The organism is Lonsdalea quercina subsp. quercina, from assembly GCF_000688655.1.
Classification (GTDB): domain Bacteria; phylum Pseudomonadota; class Gammaproteobacteria; order Enterobacterales; family Enterobacteriaceae; genus Lonsdalea; species Lonsdalea quercina.
This window is the reverse complement of record NZ_JIBO01000008.1, coordinates 66,234-81,697: the sequence shown is the minus strand read 5'-3', so window position 1 is coordinate 81,697 and position 15,464 is coordinate 66,234. Positions and strand designations below refer to the sequence as shown.

Genomic DNA, 15,464 nt, shown 5'->3' with positions numbered 1-15,464 from the left:
TCGTAACCCAACAGGCGGTTTTCGCCGCCTGCTTTTATAAATATTAAATTATTACAGGAGTTCAAAAATGGCAGTATCACTGGTTAAAGGCGGTAACGTATCCTTAACGAAAGAAGCGCCGACTATGAATGTCGCGATGGCCGGTTTGGGGTGGGATGCTCGCGTGACCGATGGTGCAGCATTTGACCTTGATGCGTCTGTCTTCATGGTTGGGGATGACGGCAAAGTCATCTCTGATGCCTCTTTCATTTTCTTTAACAACAAAACCAGCACCTGCGGTTCCGTAAACCATATGGGNGATAACCGTGACGGTGCTGGCGACGGCGATGATGAGCAGGTCAAAGTTGATCTGGCTAAAATCCCTGCTGAAGTGAAAAAGCTGGTGTTTGCTGTGACTATTTATGATGCGGAAGCGCGTAAACAAAACTTCGGCATGGTTAGCAACAGCTATATGCGTGTTTACAACAACGACAACGGCACTGAAATTGCCCGTTTCGATCTGTCGGAAGATGCATCTACTGAAACTGCAATGGTGTTTGGCGAACTGTATCGTCACAACGCTGAGTGGAAATTTAAAGCGGTAGGTCAGGGTTTTGCGGGTGGTTTAGCCGCCTTGGCTTCACAGCACGGCGTGAACATTTAACGTTCACGTAAACCTGATAGCCCCGTTGGTAAAACATCGGGGCTTTTTTTTTATAAAAAAAGGATAAAGCTTGCTACATACCGGGCAAAAAAATGATGAAGGGACGGGAATAATTTCCCTCATTATCGGTGCGCAGGGGGTATTCCTTTCGCGATCATTGCCGTGGAACGGCAGCACTACCGCCAGATAACCCGTTTACAGGCGGGAAAGGAAAACGCTTTCAGATCTTTGGTGATTTCACTCCTCTGTTATTCACTCTTGCGAACCAACAGACAAAAGACGAATGCCTGTTCGTGTTACAGCTGCGTAATAATCTTTCACTGAAAACAGGACTGTCAGACATGGAATTACAATCCGGGCAAAACATCGCGTTAAACCAAAGCGCGTTACGCATCTCTGTGTTGCATCCAAAAACAGCAACATTTCGCAGTGATATCGATCTTTCCGCTTTCATGCTTACGGCTCAGAATAAGGTACGTGGAGATAATGATTTCATTTTCTTCAATCAGCCCTCGACATCGAACGGAAGCGTCAACCTGTCCTCATCAGGGGAATGTGGCATCTTTACGCTAGACCTTAACTGTATCGACAGCGATATCTCGAAAATTGCCATTGCGTTGGCGATCGACGGCGCGGATTCTGTCTCAGGCTTACAGCGTATTCAGCTGAATGTTGAGGGTAGTGCGACGTTCAGTGTGTCGCCTCTGGCCGGAAGAACTGAAAAGGCTCTAATTCTGGGTGAGGTATATCGGTACAATGGTGGCTGGAAATTCAGGGCACAGGGGCAGGGCTTCAATGGAGGGCTTGAGCCGCTGGCCCTCAATTACGGGGTTGACGTGTTATCGCCCACTGCCGCCCCGATACCTGCAAATCCGACCGTAAGTTTGGAAAAACGTGTACAGGAAAAATCGCCACGGCTCGTCAGTTTGGCTAAAAATGCCAGCGTCAGTCTGCAAAAATTTAACCTCCAATCGGTTAAAGCAAAGGTGGCGTTTGTGCTGGATGCTTCAGGTTCCATGAATAGTGAGTTTAAGAAAGGTCATGTGCAGGCTGTACTAGATCGTATTGCAGTGCTGGCAGTGCAATTTGATGACGACGGGGCCATGGATGTCTGGGGATTTGCAGCGAAACATCAAAAATATGAAGACGTGACGCTGGATAATCTGGATGGCTATATCGAGCGGATCCAAAAAACCGGCAAACGTGGCTCAAGAGAGTTGTTACCGGGGCTAGGCGGCATTAATAACGAACCGCCCTGCATGACAGAAATCGTCGATTTCTTCGAAGACAGTCAATTACCGGTTTATGTGGTGTTCATCACTGACGGGGGAATCAGTAAAACCCGAGCCATCAAAGATGCAATCCGCCGTTCGGCAAATCATGCCATTTTCTGGAAGTTTGTCGGTCTGGGTGGCAGCCACTATGGCATTCTTGAGCAGTTGGATGATTTTACCGATCGCCGGATTGATAACACTCACTTCTTCCCGATTGATGATTTTGCAAAAATGAGTGATGAGAAACTCTACGATTTGCTGCTCGAAGAATTTAACGACTGGAACCAGACTGCGAGAAAAGAAGCCCTTTTTGCTTAATCATAAGCCTTTGTTGGCGATGGTTTCATTTTAATGTCTGAACATGAGCCCCTACGGGGCTAGTGACGTAGGCCTTTAATTTTGGCGATGGGAGGTTTACGTCTCCCCCAGGCACTGTGGAAATGCCGCCAGTAGGGTTCTTGCGCCGCGGCCAGCATCTCATAATCACCACGGGTATCGCCCCACGCCCGCAGATGATAGGAAGAAAGCGGCCCGTACTCAGCCTCCAGTCTTGCCACTTTTTGCGCACACCGGCAGTTGCGGTCACGGATACGGCCCGTCAGCACGCCGTCTTTGACGTCTAAATTTGTCCCTATCAAACGGATTCCTAACTTATCGGCAAAGGGCTGTAGCACGATCGAGGGTGAAGCCGAGCAAATCGTCACAATGACGCCGGAGNCGACCTGCGCAGCCACGGCAGTCAGGCCTGAAGGGCGCATCAGACGGTCCCAGTATTTATCACAAAACTCAACGGCTTTCTGCTCAACCCACTGGGCTTCGATGCCAGTCAGGAAGGTGCGGATCAAAACTTCTTTTAGTTCATCACGGGTGATCCTGCGGCCTATGCATTTCAGCGTGGGGATCACAAGACGGACAAGGCGCTTTGCAAAAATACGTTTTCCAAAGGCAAAGCGTAAAAAGGGAATAAAGCTGTCACGCTTGGTGAGCGTTCCGTCGAAATCAAAGACTGAGAGAGAATTACTGCTGTTTACGACCTCATTTACCATCTGTCCATCTACTCCATGAGTCACGCTGCTACCTTTAAACTCGGGAAGCAGCACTTTTACAATGTGAATACGCCATTCTAACCGTCTTTCTCTCAATGGCCCATTGACTCGACTCAGGCGCGATAAAATTTGGTTTTATGACCATGTCTTGTTGCTTTTATGCCAGCCCAGCGCCACGGCATTGAAATGCTTAACCGGTGGACGCGCCGCCTGCTCAGCGGTACGTTGTTGCGCCGAATTGAGGTTCTGCGCCAGCAAGTTACGAATACCGTCGCGCTGTTGACGAGCATCAGCCAGAGAGACATCAGGATAGGAACCCAAGCCGAGGCGGGATTCTTTTCTATTGATACGATATTTGAGATACCAGAGACGTGAGCCGCGGGGATTGACCAAAAGGGACAGGCCGCGAGAATCGGAAACTTTGAAGGGTTTAGCGGATGGTTTTAAGCTGCGGATTTTTTGTGTCGTTAAGAGACATTTGGGGGGCTTTCCGTCATCGAGCTGAAATGACCCCAAATCAGACCACCTATCTTGCCCGATGCAGAGGGGGAAATGAAAATACATCGGGAAGAGCTTTTACGCTAACCTCTTGAATCAAATGTGCAAATAGGGATTCGCAGGGATGCATGAAAACAGGAAAATGGCTCCTCTGACTGGACTCGAACCAGTGACATACGGATTAACAGTCCGCCGTTCTACCGACTGAACTACAGAGGAATCGGTAAGTGCGGAGGATAATAGCGGCAGCGGCGGGCCTTGTCAAAGCAAGATACGTATCTCCATGTTTGTTTGATGAACTTATAACCAACCCGTTGAATTTTCGGATTTAGTGGACATATTTGATCAGGAATACTACGGCGGCAGTAGAGGAAATGCACTTCACCGTGGCAGTGAATGCACTATCACGGTGCAGTTCGGTTGGCTGGGTTCGAATATGCCAGTCAGGAGAGGGAAACGCCACACGCCTGGACCATTGCTTTTACTTATTTTTAAGTCAGTTAAGTCCCATAACACTTTTTTTTACCAAAAATTTTTGATTTGGCGTAGTTCTTGCTACCTCTTGTGAGGTAACCATTCTGGAGGTACGCATGAATCTGAGACGGCTCAAATACTTTGTGAAAATTGTAGATATCGGTAGCCTCACGCAAGCAGCAGAGTTGCTGCACATTGCGCAACCCGCGCTGAGTCAACAAGTCGCCACGTTGGAGAGCGAGCTTGAACAGCAATTGCTGGTGCGCAGTCGCCGTGGCGTTACCCCAACTGATGCTGGTAAAGTTTTATATTCCCATGCGCAAGCCATTTTACACCAGTGCGAACAAGCTAAGACGGCCGTTAATGGAGTGCGCCAAACTGTTAACGTCTGAAAAATGAAAACGGCCAGCAATCATCCATTGCCGGCCGTTTTTCGTCTTGCCCACCTGATATGACAATCCTTTTAGATATCTAATCGACCATGAAGCGTTCGGGTTACATGGCCGTTGTTGGTCAGGCGTGCTGTTTTTTCTTACGCATCAGGATGTAAGCGACGGTCAGGACCAGGAACCATACGGGGGTAACGATAAGCGCCTGACGCGTATCCGGTTGAAGAGTCAGCAATACCAAAACAAATGCGAAGAAAGCAAGGCAGACCCAGCACATCAATTTGCCCAGCGGCATTTTATATTGGGACGCTTCATGTAGCTGTGGTCGCTGTTTACGGTAGGCAAGATATGAGCAGAGGATGATGCTCCAAATAAACATAAACAGAATCGCCGAAACGGTGGTGACTAACGTGAACACCGTCATCACGTTCGGGATAAGGTAAATCAATACGACGCCGGACAGCATGCACGTGCAGGAGAAAAGGAGTCCGGCAGAGGGGACGGCGCGCTTTGATAACACACTGAAACGTCGCGGAGCATCACCTTGTTTGGCTAGCCCGAACAGCATGCGGCTGGTGGAAAATACGCCGCTGTTGGCGGAGGATGCGGCGGAAGTCAGTACGACAAAGTTGATGACGCTGGCCGCTGCAGGCAGACCGACCAAAATAAACATCTCAACGAACGGACTGCGGTCGGACGCAATGTGATCCCAGGAGGTAACCGACATGATCATCACCAGCGAGAAAACATAAAACATGATGATGCGGATGGGAATAGCGTTGATAGCTCGCGGCAGAACGACCGTAGGGTTTTTGGTCTCGGCGGCGGTGGTCCCCACCAGCTCGATGCCGACAAAGGCAAACACCGCAATCTGGAAACCCGCAAAAAAGCCGGTAATACCCTGCGGAAACATGCCGCCGTGGCTCCATAAGTTGGTGAAGGAGGCGGTATTTCCTGAGGGGGACGGATAGTGAATAAAGACTAGTCCGGCGCCGATGATAATCAGGGCGGCGATGGCGATGATTTTAATCATGGCGAACCAGAACTCCATTTCGCCGAAGAGTTTTACCGTCGCCAAGTTCAGCGTTAACAGGAGCAAAACACACAGCAAGGAGGATATCCACTGTGATAGGCCGGGGAACCAAAACTGGGCGTAGGAGCTGATGGCTACAACGTCGGCGATCCCTGTGACGACCCAGCAGAACCAATACGTCCAACCGGTGAAGAAGCCGGCCCAGGGGCCCAATAAATCCGCGGCAAAGTCGCTGAAGGATTTATAGTTCAGGTTTGAGAGTAACAGTTCACCCATCGCCCTCATAACGAAGAACAACATGAAGCCGATGATCATGTAGACGAAGATGATAGAAGGGCCGGCCAGGCTGATTGTTTTTCCCGATCCCATGAAAAGACCGGTACCGATCGCCCCCCCGATAGCAATGAGCTGAATGTGTCGGTTGTTGAGGTTTCTCCGCAGGTCGCCATGCGGATTCGCTTCGGCGGTCTGGGTACCCGTTTTGGATTGTTCAGACATTCAAGTATGTTTCCTGTTCTTGTCCGTGATGTGGTGTTTTATTGAGCTCTTAAGTGGCTCTTGGCTTTTTATGTTGAAAGCAGGCAATAATATCACACTGTGACGGCGATGATTATATGGAGAGAAAATGATGTGATTGAACCATGATGAAATAATGCTCAGGAAGGCGAAAATATTAGCAATCAAGATTTAGGCGCGGTCAAACAATATAAAGATAAAGCATCTGGCGTTGAAGAGACCAGCCATTCTGTGATTTATCACCAATTCAATTTCCTTCTCGTCTTTGGGGTAAAAAAATAATAAGAACTGTTTGACAGAAAGCGATGGGGAGGTAATAATCCGTCCCCGTTGGGTCGTTAGCTCAGTTGGTAGAGCAGTTGACTCTTAATCAATTGGTCCGGGGTTCGAGCCCCCGACGACCCACCAACACTCCACCAACACTCCACCAACACTCCATCAACACCTCGTAATTCATTATATTTCCCCCTTACTTTCTCTAAAGAATAAAATTACTCACTATTTATCAATTTTTATTGATATACAAAATGTGTTTTATTTCTAATATGTGTTTGGAATGTTAAGCGTGTAATAAGGAAACCGATCGTCTCTGTACTGTTTTTGGGGATGAGCGCTTTCATCAGCATGCTTGGGGTAAGAGTGCACCGTCGTGATTCTTTATGTACGAATCGAGCCAAAGCGAAGGATGTCTTGCCGATCGGCAGATACTGACCGGCAGGAGAAGGTTATCTGCGGTAAACCGTTTTAATTTGTTTCATCGTATGACTTAGAACCGCAGACTGATTTTGATCTTCCAACTGTTCAATATATTTTTCCATTCTCACCATCACTTTACCGGCATCGGCCTGACCGATGGATTTCAGCAACAGCGTTAGTACGGCTTTAAGACAGGTCACCTCATGAGCGAGAGCTTCGACAGAGGTTTCTGTCGAAAAATCGGCCTTATTCATATTTACTCCTTATAAAGATAAGTCCAGTAAGATTGATCTGTTATGTCGTCAATACCTTGAAATGACGGACATACCAAAAAATTGGGCCGCATTATAACATAGGTAATCTCAGTACGGTTTCAGTTAATGAATGGCCTGTTTTTATATATGGAATTAGAGGGACTATTTCGCCGGTGGTTATATTTTCATAAATGTATCTCTAAGCTTTAATACCAAAAAAATGTATCTCTATGGCACTATTTTGGTATTTTTAGGGTGCATTTTATGCTGTAGAAAATAGTCGCCCTGAGGCACAAGTGAGGCTATAATCGACCTATAAGCCGAGTCGTAACATATATATGTAGAAAGATTATTCTTAATATGTTGATTTGGCATTGTTTTTTTATTTTAAAGTGGCTATAGCCCCTTTCCCTTAAAAATCCGGTTTTTGTCATAATCATGATGTATCGTAGTCAAACAGGTTGCTGTTGACGTCGCGAGAACATATAACCAATATGAAATCTATTACACAGAGTCAATAAAAATACATTTTTGATGGAAAAGTGTATTCATCGTAATTAAGCCATAGAGTATCACCACGGGAATTAGCAATTTTAAGTGTTACTCTCTTTTTGGAGAATTGTTCTTTGATTAGCGTTTTTCTTGTTGATGACCATGAATTGGTGCGGGCAGGGATACGGCGCATTCTTGACGACATCAAAGGCCTCAAGGTGGTAGGCGAGGCCGCGTGTGGTGAGGATGCGGCCAAGTGGTGTCGCAACAATAGCGTGGACGTTGTCCTGATGGACATGAACATGCCGGGTATCGGCGGTCTGGAAGCAACACGCAAAATCGTGCGATTTTCTCCTGAAATAAAAGTCATTATGCTGACCATTTATACAGAGAGTCCTCTTCCCACTAAGGTGATGCAAGCTGGCGCGGCAGGCTATCTGAGCAAGGGCGCGACGCCCCAGGAAGTCATCTGCGCCATCCGCTCTGTTCATGCCGGTAAACGTTACATCGCCTCTGACATCGCTCAGCAGATGGCGCTGAGTCAGCTGGCTCCGCAAACAAAAACGCCCCTGGAATGCCTTTCCGATCGCGAATTACAGATTATGCTGATGATCACTAAGGGGCAGAAAGTGGTCGAGATTTCAGATAAACTGAACCTCAGTCCTAAGACGGTGAACAGTTATCGCTATCGAATGTTCAGCAAGCTGAATATCAGCGGGGACGTGGAGTTGACCCACCTTGCCATCCGGCACGGTCTTTTTAATGCGGAGACGTTGACCAGTAGTGAGTGAAAGCTTTGATGCCCCGGCGTTTTTGAAAACGGTAACCAGCCAACCTGGGGTTTACCGTATGTATGATGCTGACAATACGGTTATCTACGTGGGTAAGGCAAAGGACCTGAAAAAGCGTCTTTCCAGTTACTTCCGTCGCAACGTAGGTAGCCGCAAGACGGAGGCGCTCGTCAAATGCATTCACCAGATCGATGTGACGATCACGCATACCGAAACGGAAGCCTTACTGCTTGAACATACCTACATCAAGCGCTATCAACCCCGCTACAACGTGTTGCTGCGCGATGATAAATCTTATCCGCTTATCTTTCTGAGTTCAGACAAGCATCCCCGGATATCCATCCATCGCGGCGCGAAGCATGCGAAAGGCGAGTATTTTGGGCCTTTTCCCAACGGGAATGCAGTACGCGAAACCTTGATGCTTCTGCAAAAACTGTTTCCTATTCGTCAGTGTGAAGATAGCGTTTATCGCAATCGCTCCCGTCCGTGTCTGCAATATCAGATTGGTCGTTGTCTCGGGCCTTGCGTTTCAGGGCTGATCAGCGATGAAGAATATCGTCAGCAGGTAGAATACGTTCGACTTTTTTTGCTGGGTAAAGACCAGCAGGTGTTGACGCGTCTGATAGGCCAGATGGAAGCCGCAAGCCAGACGCTAAATTTTGAAGAGGCGGCGCGGATACGCGACCAGATTCAGTCTGTGCGCCGGGTAACGGAAAAACAGTTCGTTTCCGGTGCGGGCGATGGTGAAGACCTGGACGTTATCGGCGTTGCCTTCGATGCGGGGCTAGCCTGCGTGCATGTTTTGTTCGTTCGCCAGGGCAAGGTGCTTGGCAGCCGCAGTTACTTCCCCAAAATTCCGGGAGGCACTGAGCTGGCTGAGGTCGTCCAAACCTTTGTGGGGCAATTTTACCTCCAGGGCAGTATTTCCCGGACGCTGCCTACAGAAATCCTGTTGGATTTCTCGCTGCCTGAACAAAAGCTCTTGACGGATTCATTGACCGACATTGCCGGGCGTAAAGTGCAAATACAAAGCCGTCCGCGTGGCGACCGCGCTCGTTATCTCAAGTTGGCGCGAACTAATGCCAACACCGCACTGGTCAGCAAGCTCTCTCAGCAATCGACCATCCATCAACGGTTGACTGCTTTAGCCAGCGTACTGCAACTGCCTGCGATCAAAAGAATGGAATGTTTCGATATCAGTCACACGATGGGAGAGCAAACGGTCGCTTCCTGCGTGGTCTTCGACGCCAATGGACCGCTCCGTTCTGAGTATCGACGCTATAATATTACCGGGATCACGCCAGGTGATGATTACGCAGCGATGACGCAGGTATTGAAACGGCGTTATGGCAAGGCGCTGGATGACAGTAAAATTCCGGACGTCATCGTCATCGACGGTGGGAAAGGGCAGTTAGGTCAGGCGAAAGCCGTTTTCGATCAATTACAGGTTCCCTGGGATAAGACGAAGCCGCTGCTTCTCGGTGTTGCGAAAGGAAGCGATCGAAAAGCCGGGTTGGAAACGCTGTTTCTGGAGGCTAGGGGAGAGGGCATTGCTTTACCGCCGGACTCGCCTGCACTGCATGTTATCCAACATATCCGTGATGATTCCCACAACCACGCTATCTCCGGCCATCGTAAGAAGAGAGCTAAGGTCAAAAATACCAGTAGTCTGGAATTGATCGAGGGCGTAGGGCCGAAGCGTCGTCAAACGTTGCTTAAGTACATGGGCGGGCTGCAACCGCTTCAGAATGCCAGCATCGAAGAAATTGCTAATGTGCCGGGCATTTCTTCCGCTTTGGCAGAAAAAATTTACTATGCATTGAAACACTAGGGACAATGTAGCAACATACTCACAATACCCACTCCGGCCAGACAGTTATCAAAAGAACTATGCAATTTAATATACCTACATGGCTTACCCTGTTTCGCGTTGCATTAATTCCTTTCTTTGTGCTGGCGTTTTATCTTCCTTTCGCCTGGGCACCTCTGGCATGCGCGGTTATTTTTGTTGGGGCGGCCGTCACTGACTGGTTTGATGGATTCCTGGCCCGGCGTTGGAAACAGACGACACGCTTCGGGGCTTTTCTTGATCCGGTGGCGGATAAAGTGATGGTGGCCGTGGCCTTGGTTTTAGTCGCCGAACATTACCACTCCTGGTGGATTACACTACCTGCCGCGACGATGATTGCGCGTGAAATCATCATTTCCGCCCTGCGCGAGTGGATGGCGGAAATTGGAAAGCGAAGCAGTGTGGCCGTTTCCTGGATCGGTAAAGTAAAAACCACGGCCCAAATGTTGGCGCTGTTCGCGCTGCTGTGGCGTCCCGAACCCCTGGCCGAAGGCATTGGCATTGCGGCGTTGTACGTGGCTGCGGTGTTAACGTTTTGGTCGATGTTCCAATATTTGAACGCGTCACGGCACGATTTGTTCGAACATTAATCGAGCTGGCGTAAAAAACAGCGGGCGAGTCATCCTGGCCGATAATTTCATTGACTCATCGCGTTAGGTCAGTAGAATGCAACGCATCGACGGCAAGCATGGCTTGTTAGTCACGTCAGCCGACGATGTCAGTCGGTTATGCGGGAATAGCTCAGTTGGTAGAGCACGACCTTGCCAAGGTCGGGGTCGCGAGTTCGAGTCTCGTTTCCCGCTCCAATTTCTTTTCTATAGACAGCCACCAACGTCTGTAGCTCTCTGATTAAACAGGGCAATCGTCCTGTTAAGCCTCCAGATAAACCCACTGAACACCACCGTCAACCACGCCGAAGTAGTACACAAATCAGTACACGAAAATCGGGTGCGTTATCGATGCGGATTGTTTGCTGAGCTGCTTCCCTGTGCGCGGTACATTTCTCTTCACCCAGCAGGTGGCTGACCCCTAATGTTAACCGATGTCGTAGCCGACACGAACCTCCAGCAAAGCTCTAACATTTAGCGATACCGATGGTTGTCACTGTTCGTGACCGGTGAAGTGCCAAGAAATGGCACTTCCGTTTCTCGTCGTCGGGTAAATGGCAGCGCACATCGCTCGATACTTTCTCCGCACTGACCTGGAACAGGCGCGCCAGCAGCGCGACGAACTATGTGCGCAGTTGGCTGCGGGTAACGATCTTCGTTGCTACCGCCGACAGTCCAGCGCTGCGGCGCAAAATACCATTATTAGAGTGTTTCGCCTATAGCGTGACTTCAAAGCGAGGAGTCTAAACGCGGACGCAAAGTGCGCGGTTGCAAATTAACCACCTCATTGTCTAAAAGGTTCTATTGCCGTTAAATAGTCTGCCGATTTTGACGTTGAGCCGTCGCATATTCTTGACGTCTTGCGCTAAATTCGGCGGTGGATGCCGGCATTTGCTAATAGGCGGGAGTGGATAGAGGGAACGATAATGACGCTGATTTTAGCATCGTATTCAGTTACAGGCAGGGTTAATCTATCCAGCCTAACGCTATTTATCCACTTGAAAGATCCAGTAATGCGCGCGCTCTTCGCCGATATATCGCGCATTCGGTATGCATATCGCAGAGGAGAAATACCGCTGCTGGAGTAAGCCTTCAGTGGTTCTTTCAAAGTCATGTTGTTCAAGATAACTCTTACGGGTGCTAACGATTATAAAGCCATCTTTTGCTACGAAACGATGAAGCGTCGATAGCGCGGTAGGTTCCAGATGTCCGAGTGTAAAAACGCCGCAGCATACAATAATGTCATAGGATATGTGATCCAGTGGCGAAGGCGGTATGTGAGACATTTCTTTGCTGAGATCGATATCGGTCCAAATATTTTTGTAACTTTTCGTTTGAGCAGCGATTTTTCCCATCTCTTCAGACAGGTCAAGACCATCTATATTTTTGAATCCACTGTTGACAAGCGCGGTGCCGACCAGCCCTGTCCCACAACCGGCATCCAGTATTCGTGTTTGTTCTGGACTTTTTTCGAGAAAAGATAAACAGGTCATATAGGTAATACTTGCCATCACTCCCGGCCCACTGTAGTGCTCGTTTTTTACGTCCTTTTCGTATCGTATGGCCCACCTTTTATAATAATCCTTGAGTTTACCGGAATTCCCGTTGAGTAAATGGGATGAATGAATGGATGCGTGGGGATTATTCATTTTTAGCTCCTCATTGTTAGTGAGTCCAATTCGGAAATAGGCTGTTAATCAACGCAGTCTAATATTTCCTTTAGAACCAACTTCTGAAAGAAATAAATGTTTTTTTCATGCTCTGGTATGAAACGTGCCCCAGAAAAAGCTTCAGAACGGTTTCCCGCGTGGATCAGAGAAACAACTTCAAAGTCTTCATCATTGACTTCTTTCCATCTTTTCAACGTGGCTTCTCGATCTTTTGCGAACCGGCTATGCGTCGCATCATCACCGATGAAATAAAATTTCAGACGTTCAAGGGTTCTCTGTGCGGAAAGCGGTGTCACCGTCCAGATGAAAACATGGTCTGGCATGCGGCCGACGAGCGTGTTAGGGAATATCGCAACATATTCAGCCTGAAACTCGAGTTTACCGGAGACTCCCGGCCAACGGGGTAACTCGAATTCAGTCACCTCAGGTTTATAAACCCGACTTCCCTGACCTAAAAATCCTCATCGAAATAAATAGGATATCTGTTTCTAAACTTAGAGTAAGTAGCTAGTCTGGGATGAACCGAGGGAACGTGATAGCACTCTAGAAAGTTTTCAGTAATGAGTTTCCAGTTTGCTGGGAAATCATAAGTCATTTCACCACCGGGATGAAGTTGACTGAAATCAAAATCTTTCCAACGGTGGTTCAGTGGTTCGATGAACTTATCCAGATCGGGGGCATCTGCGGCAAAATTAATAAATATCACATCATTCCAAATGGCTGACCTTACCTCATTCAAATGAAAGGCTGTTTTAATACAGTCTTTATTATTGGGCGCATTGATTAAATTCCCTTTTAAGTCGAACGACCATGAATGATATGGGCAAACAAATTTTTTGATATCTTTTCCTTGCCCTTTAACTAATAAGGTTCCGCGGTGTGGACAAAAATTATGGAACACACGAACTTTATTTCCGTCACGTATTACAAATAAATATTTTCCGAGGATTTCGACAGGCCATACATCGCCAGGATTCGGGACATCACTAGCGAATCCAATCGAAATCCATCGTTTATTAAAGATGGCCTGCTTTTCCAGATTGAAATAATCTTCATCTCTATAGCTTGCGGACGGTAGTCCTATCGCTTTATCACACGTCTTTTCGAGCGATGACCGAGTTTTTCTTAACGAATCCATATGTGGAGTAGACATCTAGGGTTCCTCCTTCTGGTTGACTACAAGTTCCATCGCTGCGTCGCGGGCCTGCTGAATGTTGGCTTCCGAACCGAAGAAATTTCCAAGCGCAACGGCCCCTTCGATCAACAATGCGACGGTCAATGCGGCGTGATCGGGGCGTTGAACTCCCAAAATGGTTAACGAATCCGTGAGTTGCTGGATAAATGCCTGCTTGTGCGCCTTGGCGATGGCTTTTACGCGTTCTGACAAATGTTGGTATTCCGTTAAAGCGCTTTGGAATAAGCAACCGTGACAGCCATTTATGTGCTGCCAGGACAGGAGGGCTCCGAACAGCGCGTCGATATAACCCGTCACGGTGTTCTGTTCCGCTGTCACTCTGTCGATAAAATCCCGGAACTCCTGGTCCCTGAATTCAAGCGCCGCGCATACTACGTCTTCTTTATCCGAAAAATATTTATAAAAAGTGCCTCTCGAAGCGCCGCTACCCTCAAGAATGTCTCCCACGGACACATCAGAAAACCCTCTCTTGTGAAGCAGGTCACTCGCTTTTTGCGCAATTATTGTTTTGTATTGAATCATTCCCGGCTACTCCATCTGGACAAGGTCTTATCGATATGTCCCTTGAATCATTTGTTCAAATATATACATTGTTGTATATTATCGGTCAATTTTAAACCCTCTCGAGGTAGAATGAAACAAGAAAAGTTGATACTTACTGCACTCTCAGGCCTCGCGTTGGTCGGAGTGACGTTTGGCATGGCCCGCTATGGATATGGCCTTTATCTCCCTCAGTTTATTCATCGGTACTCCCTGGATAAAACGACACAGGGGTTAATAGGTAGTGGGTCTTACGCGGGCTATCTGATTGCGACGCTTATCGCGTCATGGGGCTCCGGTCGTTTTGGTCCTCGATCGATGCTTATCGCCAGCGCTTTTTGTGCGGCGCTGGGGACAGCCATCGTCGCGCAAGCCTCTTCGACTTTGATGTTGGCAATCGGCGTCATTGTCTCGGGCGCGAGTCCGGGGATTATTTTTCCTGCTTTGTCCGACTGGGTGACGGCTGTTGCCAACAGCACGGAAAAAAATCGCCTGTTCACAATAATGAATTCCGGCACGGGGGCAGGGATAATTGTTTCGGCCGGGCTTGTTGCTTTTACTTCGGTTTCAATGCAATACGCCTGGTGGTTATTCTCCGCCTGCGCGATTGTATTTGGTGGATTGGCCGCCTGGCTTGCGCCAGCAAAAAGGGTATTCCATCAGACTAAAGCGTCGTCTCTTACCGCTGACGCTTTCCGTCTTCGCGATTTGGTTTTTCCGTCGGCTTTGCCGCTTTATTCCGTTGCTATCGTCGCGGGGTTTGTCACTGCCATTTACTGGACCTTTTCTGTTGAAACGTTGAGTCGTTCTTTGCCGGGAGCCTGGGGAATCAAAGATCCTGCTTTGCTATTTTGGATGGTCACCGGATTCTCTGGATTTCTGGGAGCGCTGACGGGGGATGCGGTTAACAATAAGGGGCTGGGACACGTACTTGTTTTGACCATGGTGGCGATTTCGATTGCGCTCGCTATCCTGGGCTTGTTTCCCAATATAATCCTGCTGGTGCTGGCCTCAGGGATAATTTTTGGCGCAGCGTTTATATTCATTACCGGTCTTCTAGGGGTATGGAGTATGGCCATTTTCCCACATCGTCCCTCAATGGGATTTGGGGTGACGTTTTTACTCTTTACCGCGGGCGCGGCGGCGGGACCTACGGTGAGCGGTATTATTGCGAGCGTTTATGGGCAAGCTTTCGTGTTTAATCTGGCGGCTTTAGTGGCATTGTCCCCTTGTCTGGCCTGCAAAAATGCCACTCGCGCCTTAGGTAACCATGCGATATGACTTACAATTCAGCCAGAGTTTGCTGGCTAAAACCTTTGTTTATTATGATTTCGAGAAAGTTGCATAACCAATCAATATAAGTACCTGTAACCCGACCATCCGAGACACAAAACCAAACGGCCCATAGACATTTTCATATCCTATGGGCTTAAAAATAGATGGGAGACGATAGTCCTCCTGTAGGGGCTACCCATCCATTCATTGGTTTTTTGTTA

At 48.2% G+C, this 15,464-nt stretch carries 13 protein-coding genes, 3 tRNA genes and 2 pseudogenes; 9 read left to right on the top strand and 9 right to left on the bottom strand.

The features are described from left to right. Positions 1 to 67: 67 nt before the first annotated feature. Together RZ35_RS09290 and RZ35_RS09285 are read left to right on the top strand one after the other, a co-directional pair. Entirely contained in the window at positions 68 to 643 is a 576-nt protein-coding gene (locus RZ35_RS09290) for a TerD family protein (RefSeq protein WP_026743048.1), read from the top strand. Between the two features lie 341 nt (positions 644 to 984). Beyond that, on the top strand, positions 985 to 2,235 hold the full coding sequence (locus RZ35_RS09285) for a vWA domain-containing protein (protein WP_026743047.1): 1,251 nt from the start codon (positions 985 to 987) through the stop codon (positions 2,233 to 2,235). A 59-nt stretch (positions 2,236 to 2,294) separates the two neighbouring features. Here RZ35_RS09285 and RZ35_RS09280 read toward each other — a convergent pair whose 3' ends face one another. The 3 genes and pseudogenes from RZ35_RS09280 to RZ35_RS09270 form a co-directional block, all read right to left on the bottom strand. Continuing rightward, positions 2,295 to 2,963: an HAD family hydrolase gene (locus RZ35_RS09280; RefSeq protein ID WP_026743046.1), complete on the bottom strand. Its 669-nt coding sequence runs from the start codon at positions 2,961 to 2,963 to the stop codon at positions 2,295 to 2,297. A 138-nt stretch (positions 2,964 to 3,101) separates the two neighbouring features. Then, positions 3,102 to 3,441: pseudogene (locus RZ35_RS17340) on the bottom strand (Arm DNA-binding domain-containing protein); the annotation flags it as partial. Between the two features lie 163 nt (positions 3,442 to 3,604). After that, positions 3,605 to 3,680: transfer RNA gene (locus tag RZ35_RS09270), tRNA-Asn, on the bottom strand. Positions 3,681 to 4,051: 371 nt separating this feature from the next. Here RZ35_RS09270 and RZ35_RS09265 point away from each other — a divergent pair. Further along, positions 4,052 to 4,318: pseudogene (locus tag RZ35_RS09265) on the top strand (LysR family transcriptional regulator); the annotation flags it as partial. Positions 4,319 to 4,448: 130 nt separating this feature from the next. Here RZ35_RS09265 and cycA read toward each other — a convergent pair. Beyond that, positions 4,449 to 5,855 (bottom strand): D-serine/D-alanine/glycine transporter, encoded by a 1,407-nt coding sequence (gene cycA, locus RZ35_RS09260; RefSeq protein WP_026743044.1) that lies wholly within the window; start codon positions 5,853 to 5,855, stop codon positions 4,449 to 4,451. A 350-nt stretch (positions 5,856 to 6,205) separates the two neighbouring features. Between cycA and RZ35_RS09255 the strand changes: the two genes are divergently transcribed. Beyond that, positions 6,206 to 6,281 (top strand) — tRNA-Lys (locus tag RZ35_RS09255). Positions 6,282 to 6,598: 317 nt separating this feature from the next. Here the strand turns inward: RZ35_RS09255 and RZ35_RS09250 are convergent. After that, positions 6,599 to 6,823, bottom strand: a complete 225-nt coding sequence (locus tag RZ35_RS09250) for a DUF2594 family protein (protein ID WP_026743043.1) — start codon at positions 6,821 to 6,823, stop codon at positions 6,599 to 6,601. 626 nt (positions 6,824 to 7,449) lie between these two features. Here RZ35_RS09250 and uvrY point away from each other — a divergent pair. The 4 genes from uvrY (at position 7,450) to RZ35_RS09230 (ending at position 10,761) form a co-directional block, all read left to right on the top strand. Continuing rightward, a complete protein-coding gene (gene uvrY, locus RZ35_RS09245; protein WP_026741054.1) occupies positions 7,450 to 8,106 on the top strand; it encodes a UvrY/SirA/GacA family response regulator transcription factor in 657 nt (218 codons plus the stop codon). Beyond that, positions 8,099 to 9,937 carry an excinuclease ABC subunit UvrC gene (gene uvrC, locus RZ35_RS09240; RefSeq protein WP_026743042.1) on the top strand — a complete coding sequence of 613 codons (1,839 nt, stop codon included), beginning with the start codon at positions 8,099 to 8,101 and terminating at the stop codon, positions 9,935 to 9,937. Before uvrY ends, uvrC begins: the two co-directional genes overlap by 8 nt. A 59-nt stretch (positions 9,938 to 9,996) precedes the next feature. Beyond that, positions 9,997 to 10,545 (top strand): CDP-diacylglycerol--glycerol-3-phosphate 3-phosphatidyltransferase, encoded by a 549-nt coding sequence (pgsA, locus tag RZ35_RS09235; protein WP_026741056.1) that lies wholly within the window; start codon positions 9,997 to 9,999, stop codon positions 10,543 to 10,545. Between the two features lie 140 nt (positions 10,546 to 10,685). Next, positions 10,686 to 10,761 (top strand) — tRNA-Gly (locus RZ35_RS09230). 788 nt (positions 10,762 to 11,549) lie between these two features. On the opposite strand, the gene RZ35_RS09225 is transcribed toward RZ35_RS09230, so the two are convergent. The 4 genes from RZ35_RS09225 to RZ35_RS09215 are packed head-to-tail and all read right to left on the bottom strand — an operon-like array spanning position 11,550 to position 13,950. After that, a complete protein-coding gene (locus tag RZ35_RS09225; protein WP_026743041.1) occupies positions 11,550 to 12,212 on the bottom strand; it encodes a class I SAM-dependent DNA methyltransferase in 663 nt (220 codons plus the stop codon). 44 nt (positions 12,213 to 12,256) lie between these two features. After that, positions 12,257 to 12,655, bottom strand: coding sequence for an RHO alpha subunit C-terminal catalytic domain-containing protein (locus RZ35_RS18460; RefSeq protein WP_051625533.1), 399 nt, complete (start codon positions 12,653 to 12,655; stop codon positions 12,257 to 12,259). Positions 12,656 to 12,684: 29 nt separating this feature from the next. Then, a complete protein-coding gene (locus RZ35_RS18455; protein WP_051625532.1) occupies positions 12,685 to 13,386 on the bottom strand; it encodes an aromatic ring-hydroxylating oxygenase subunit alpha in 702 nt (233 codons plus the stop codon). Further along, the gene (locus tag RZ35_RS09215) at positions 13,387 to 13,950 is read right to left on the bottom strand and encodes a TetR/AcrR family transcriptional regulator (RefSeq protein ID WP_026743040.1); all 564 of its coding nucleotides are present in this window, start codon (positions 13,948 to 13,950) and stop codon (positions 13,387 to 13,389) included. A 111-nt stretch (positions 13,951 to 14,061) separates the two neighbouring features. Here RZ35_RS09215 and RZ35_RS09210 point away from each other — a divergent pair, with 111 nt between their 5' ends. Continuing rightward, the gene (locus RZ35_RS09210) at positions 14,062 to 15,249 is read left to right on the top strand and encodes a YbfB/YjiJ family MFS transporter (RefSeq protein WP_026743039.1); all 1,188 of its coding nucleotides are present in this window, start codon (positions 14,062 to 14,064) and stop codon (positions 15,247 to 15,249) included. Positions 15,250 to 15,464 lie beyond the last annotated feature (215 nt).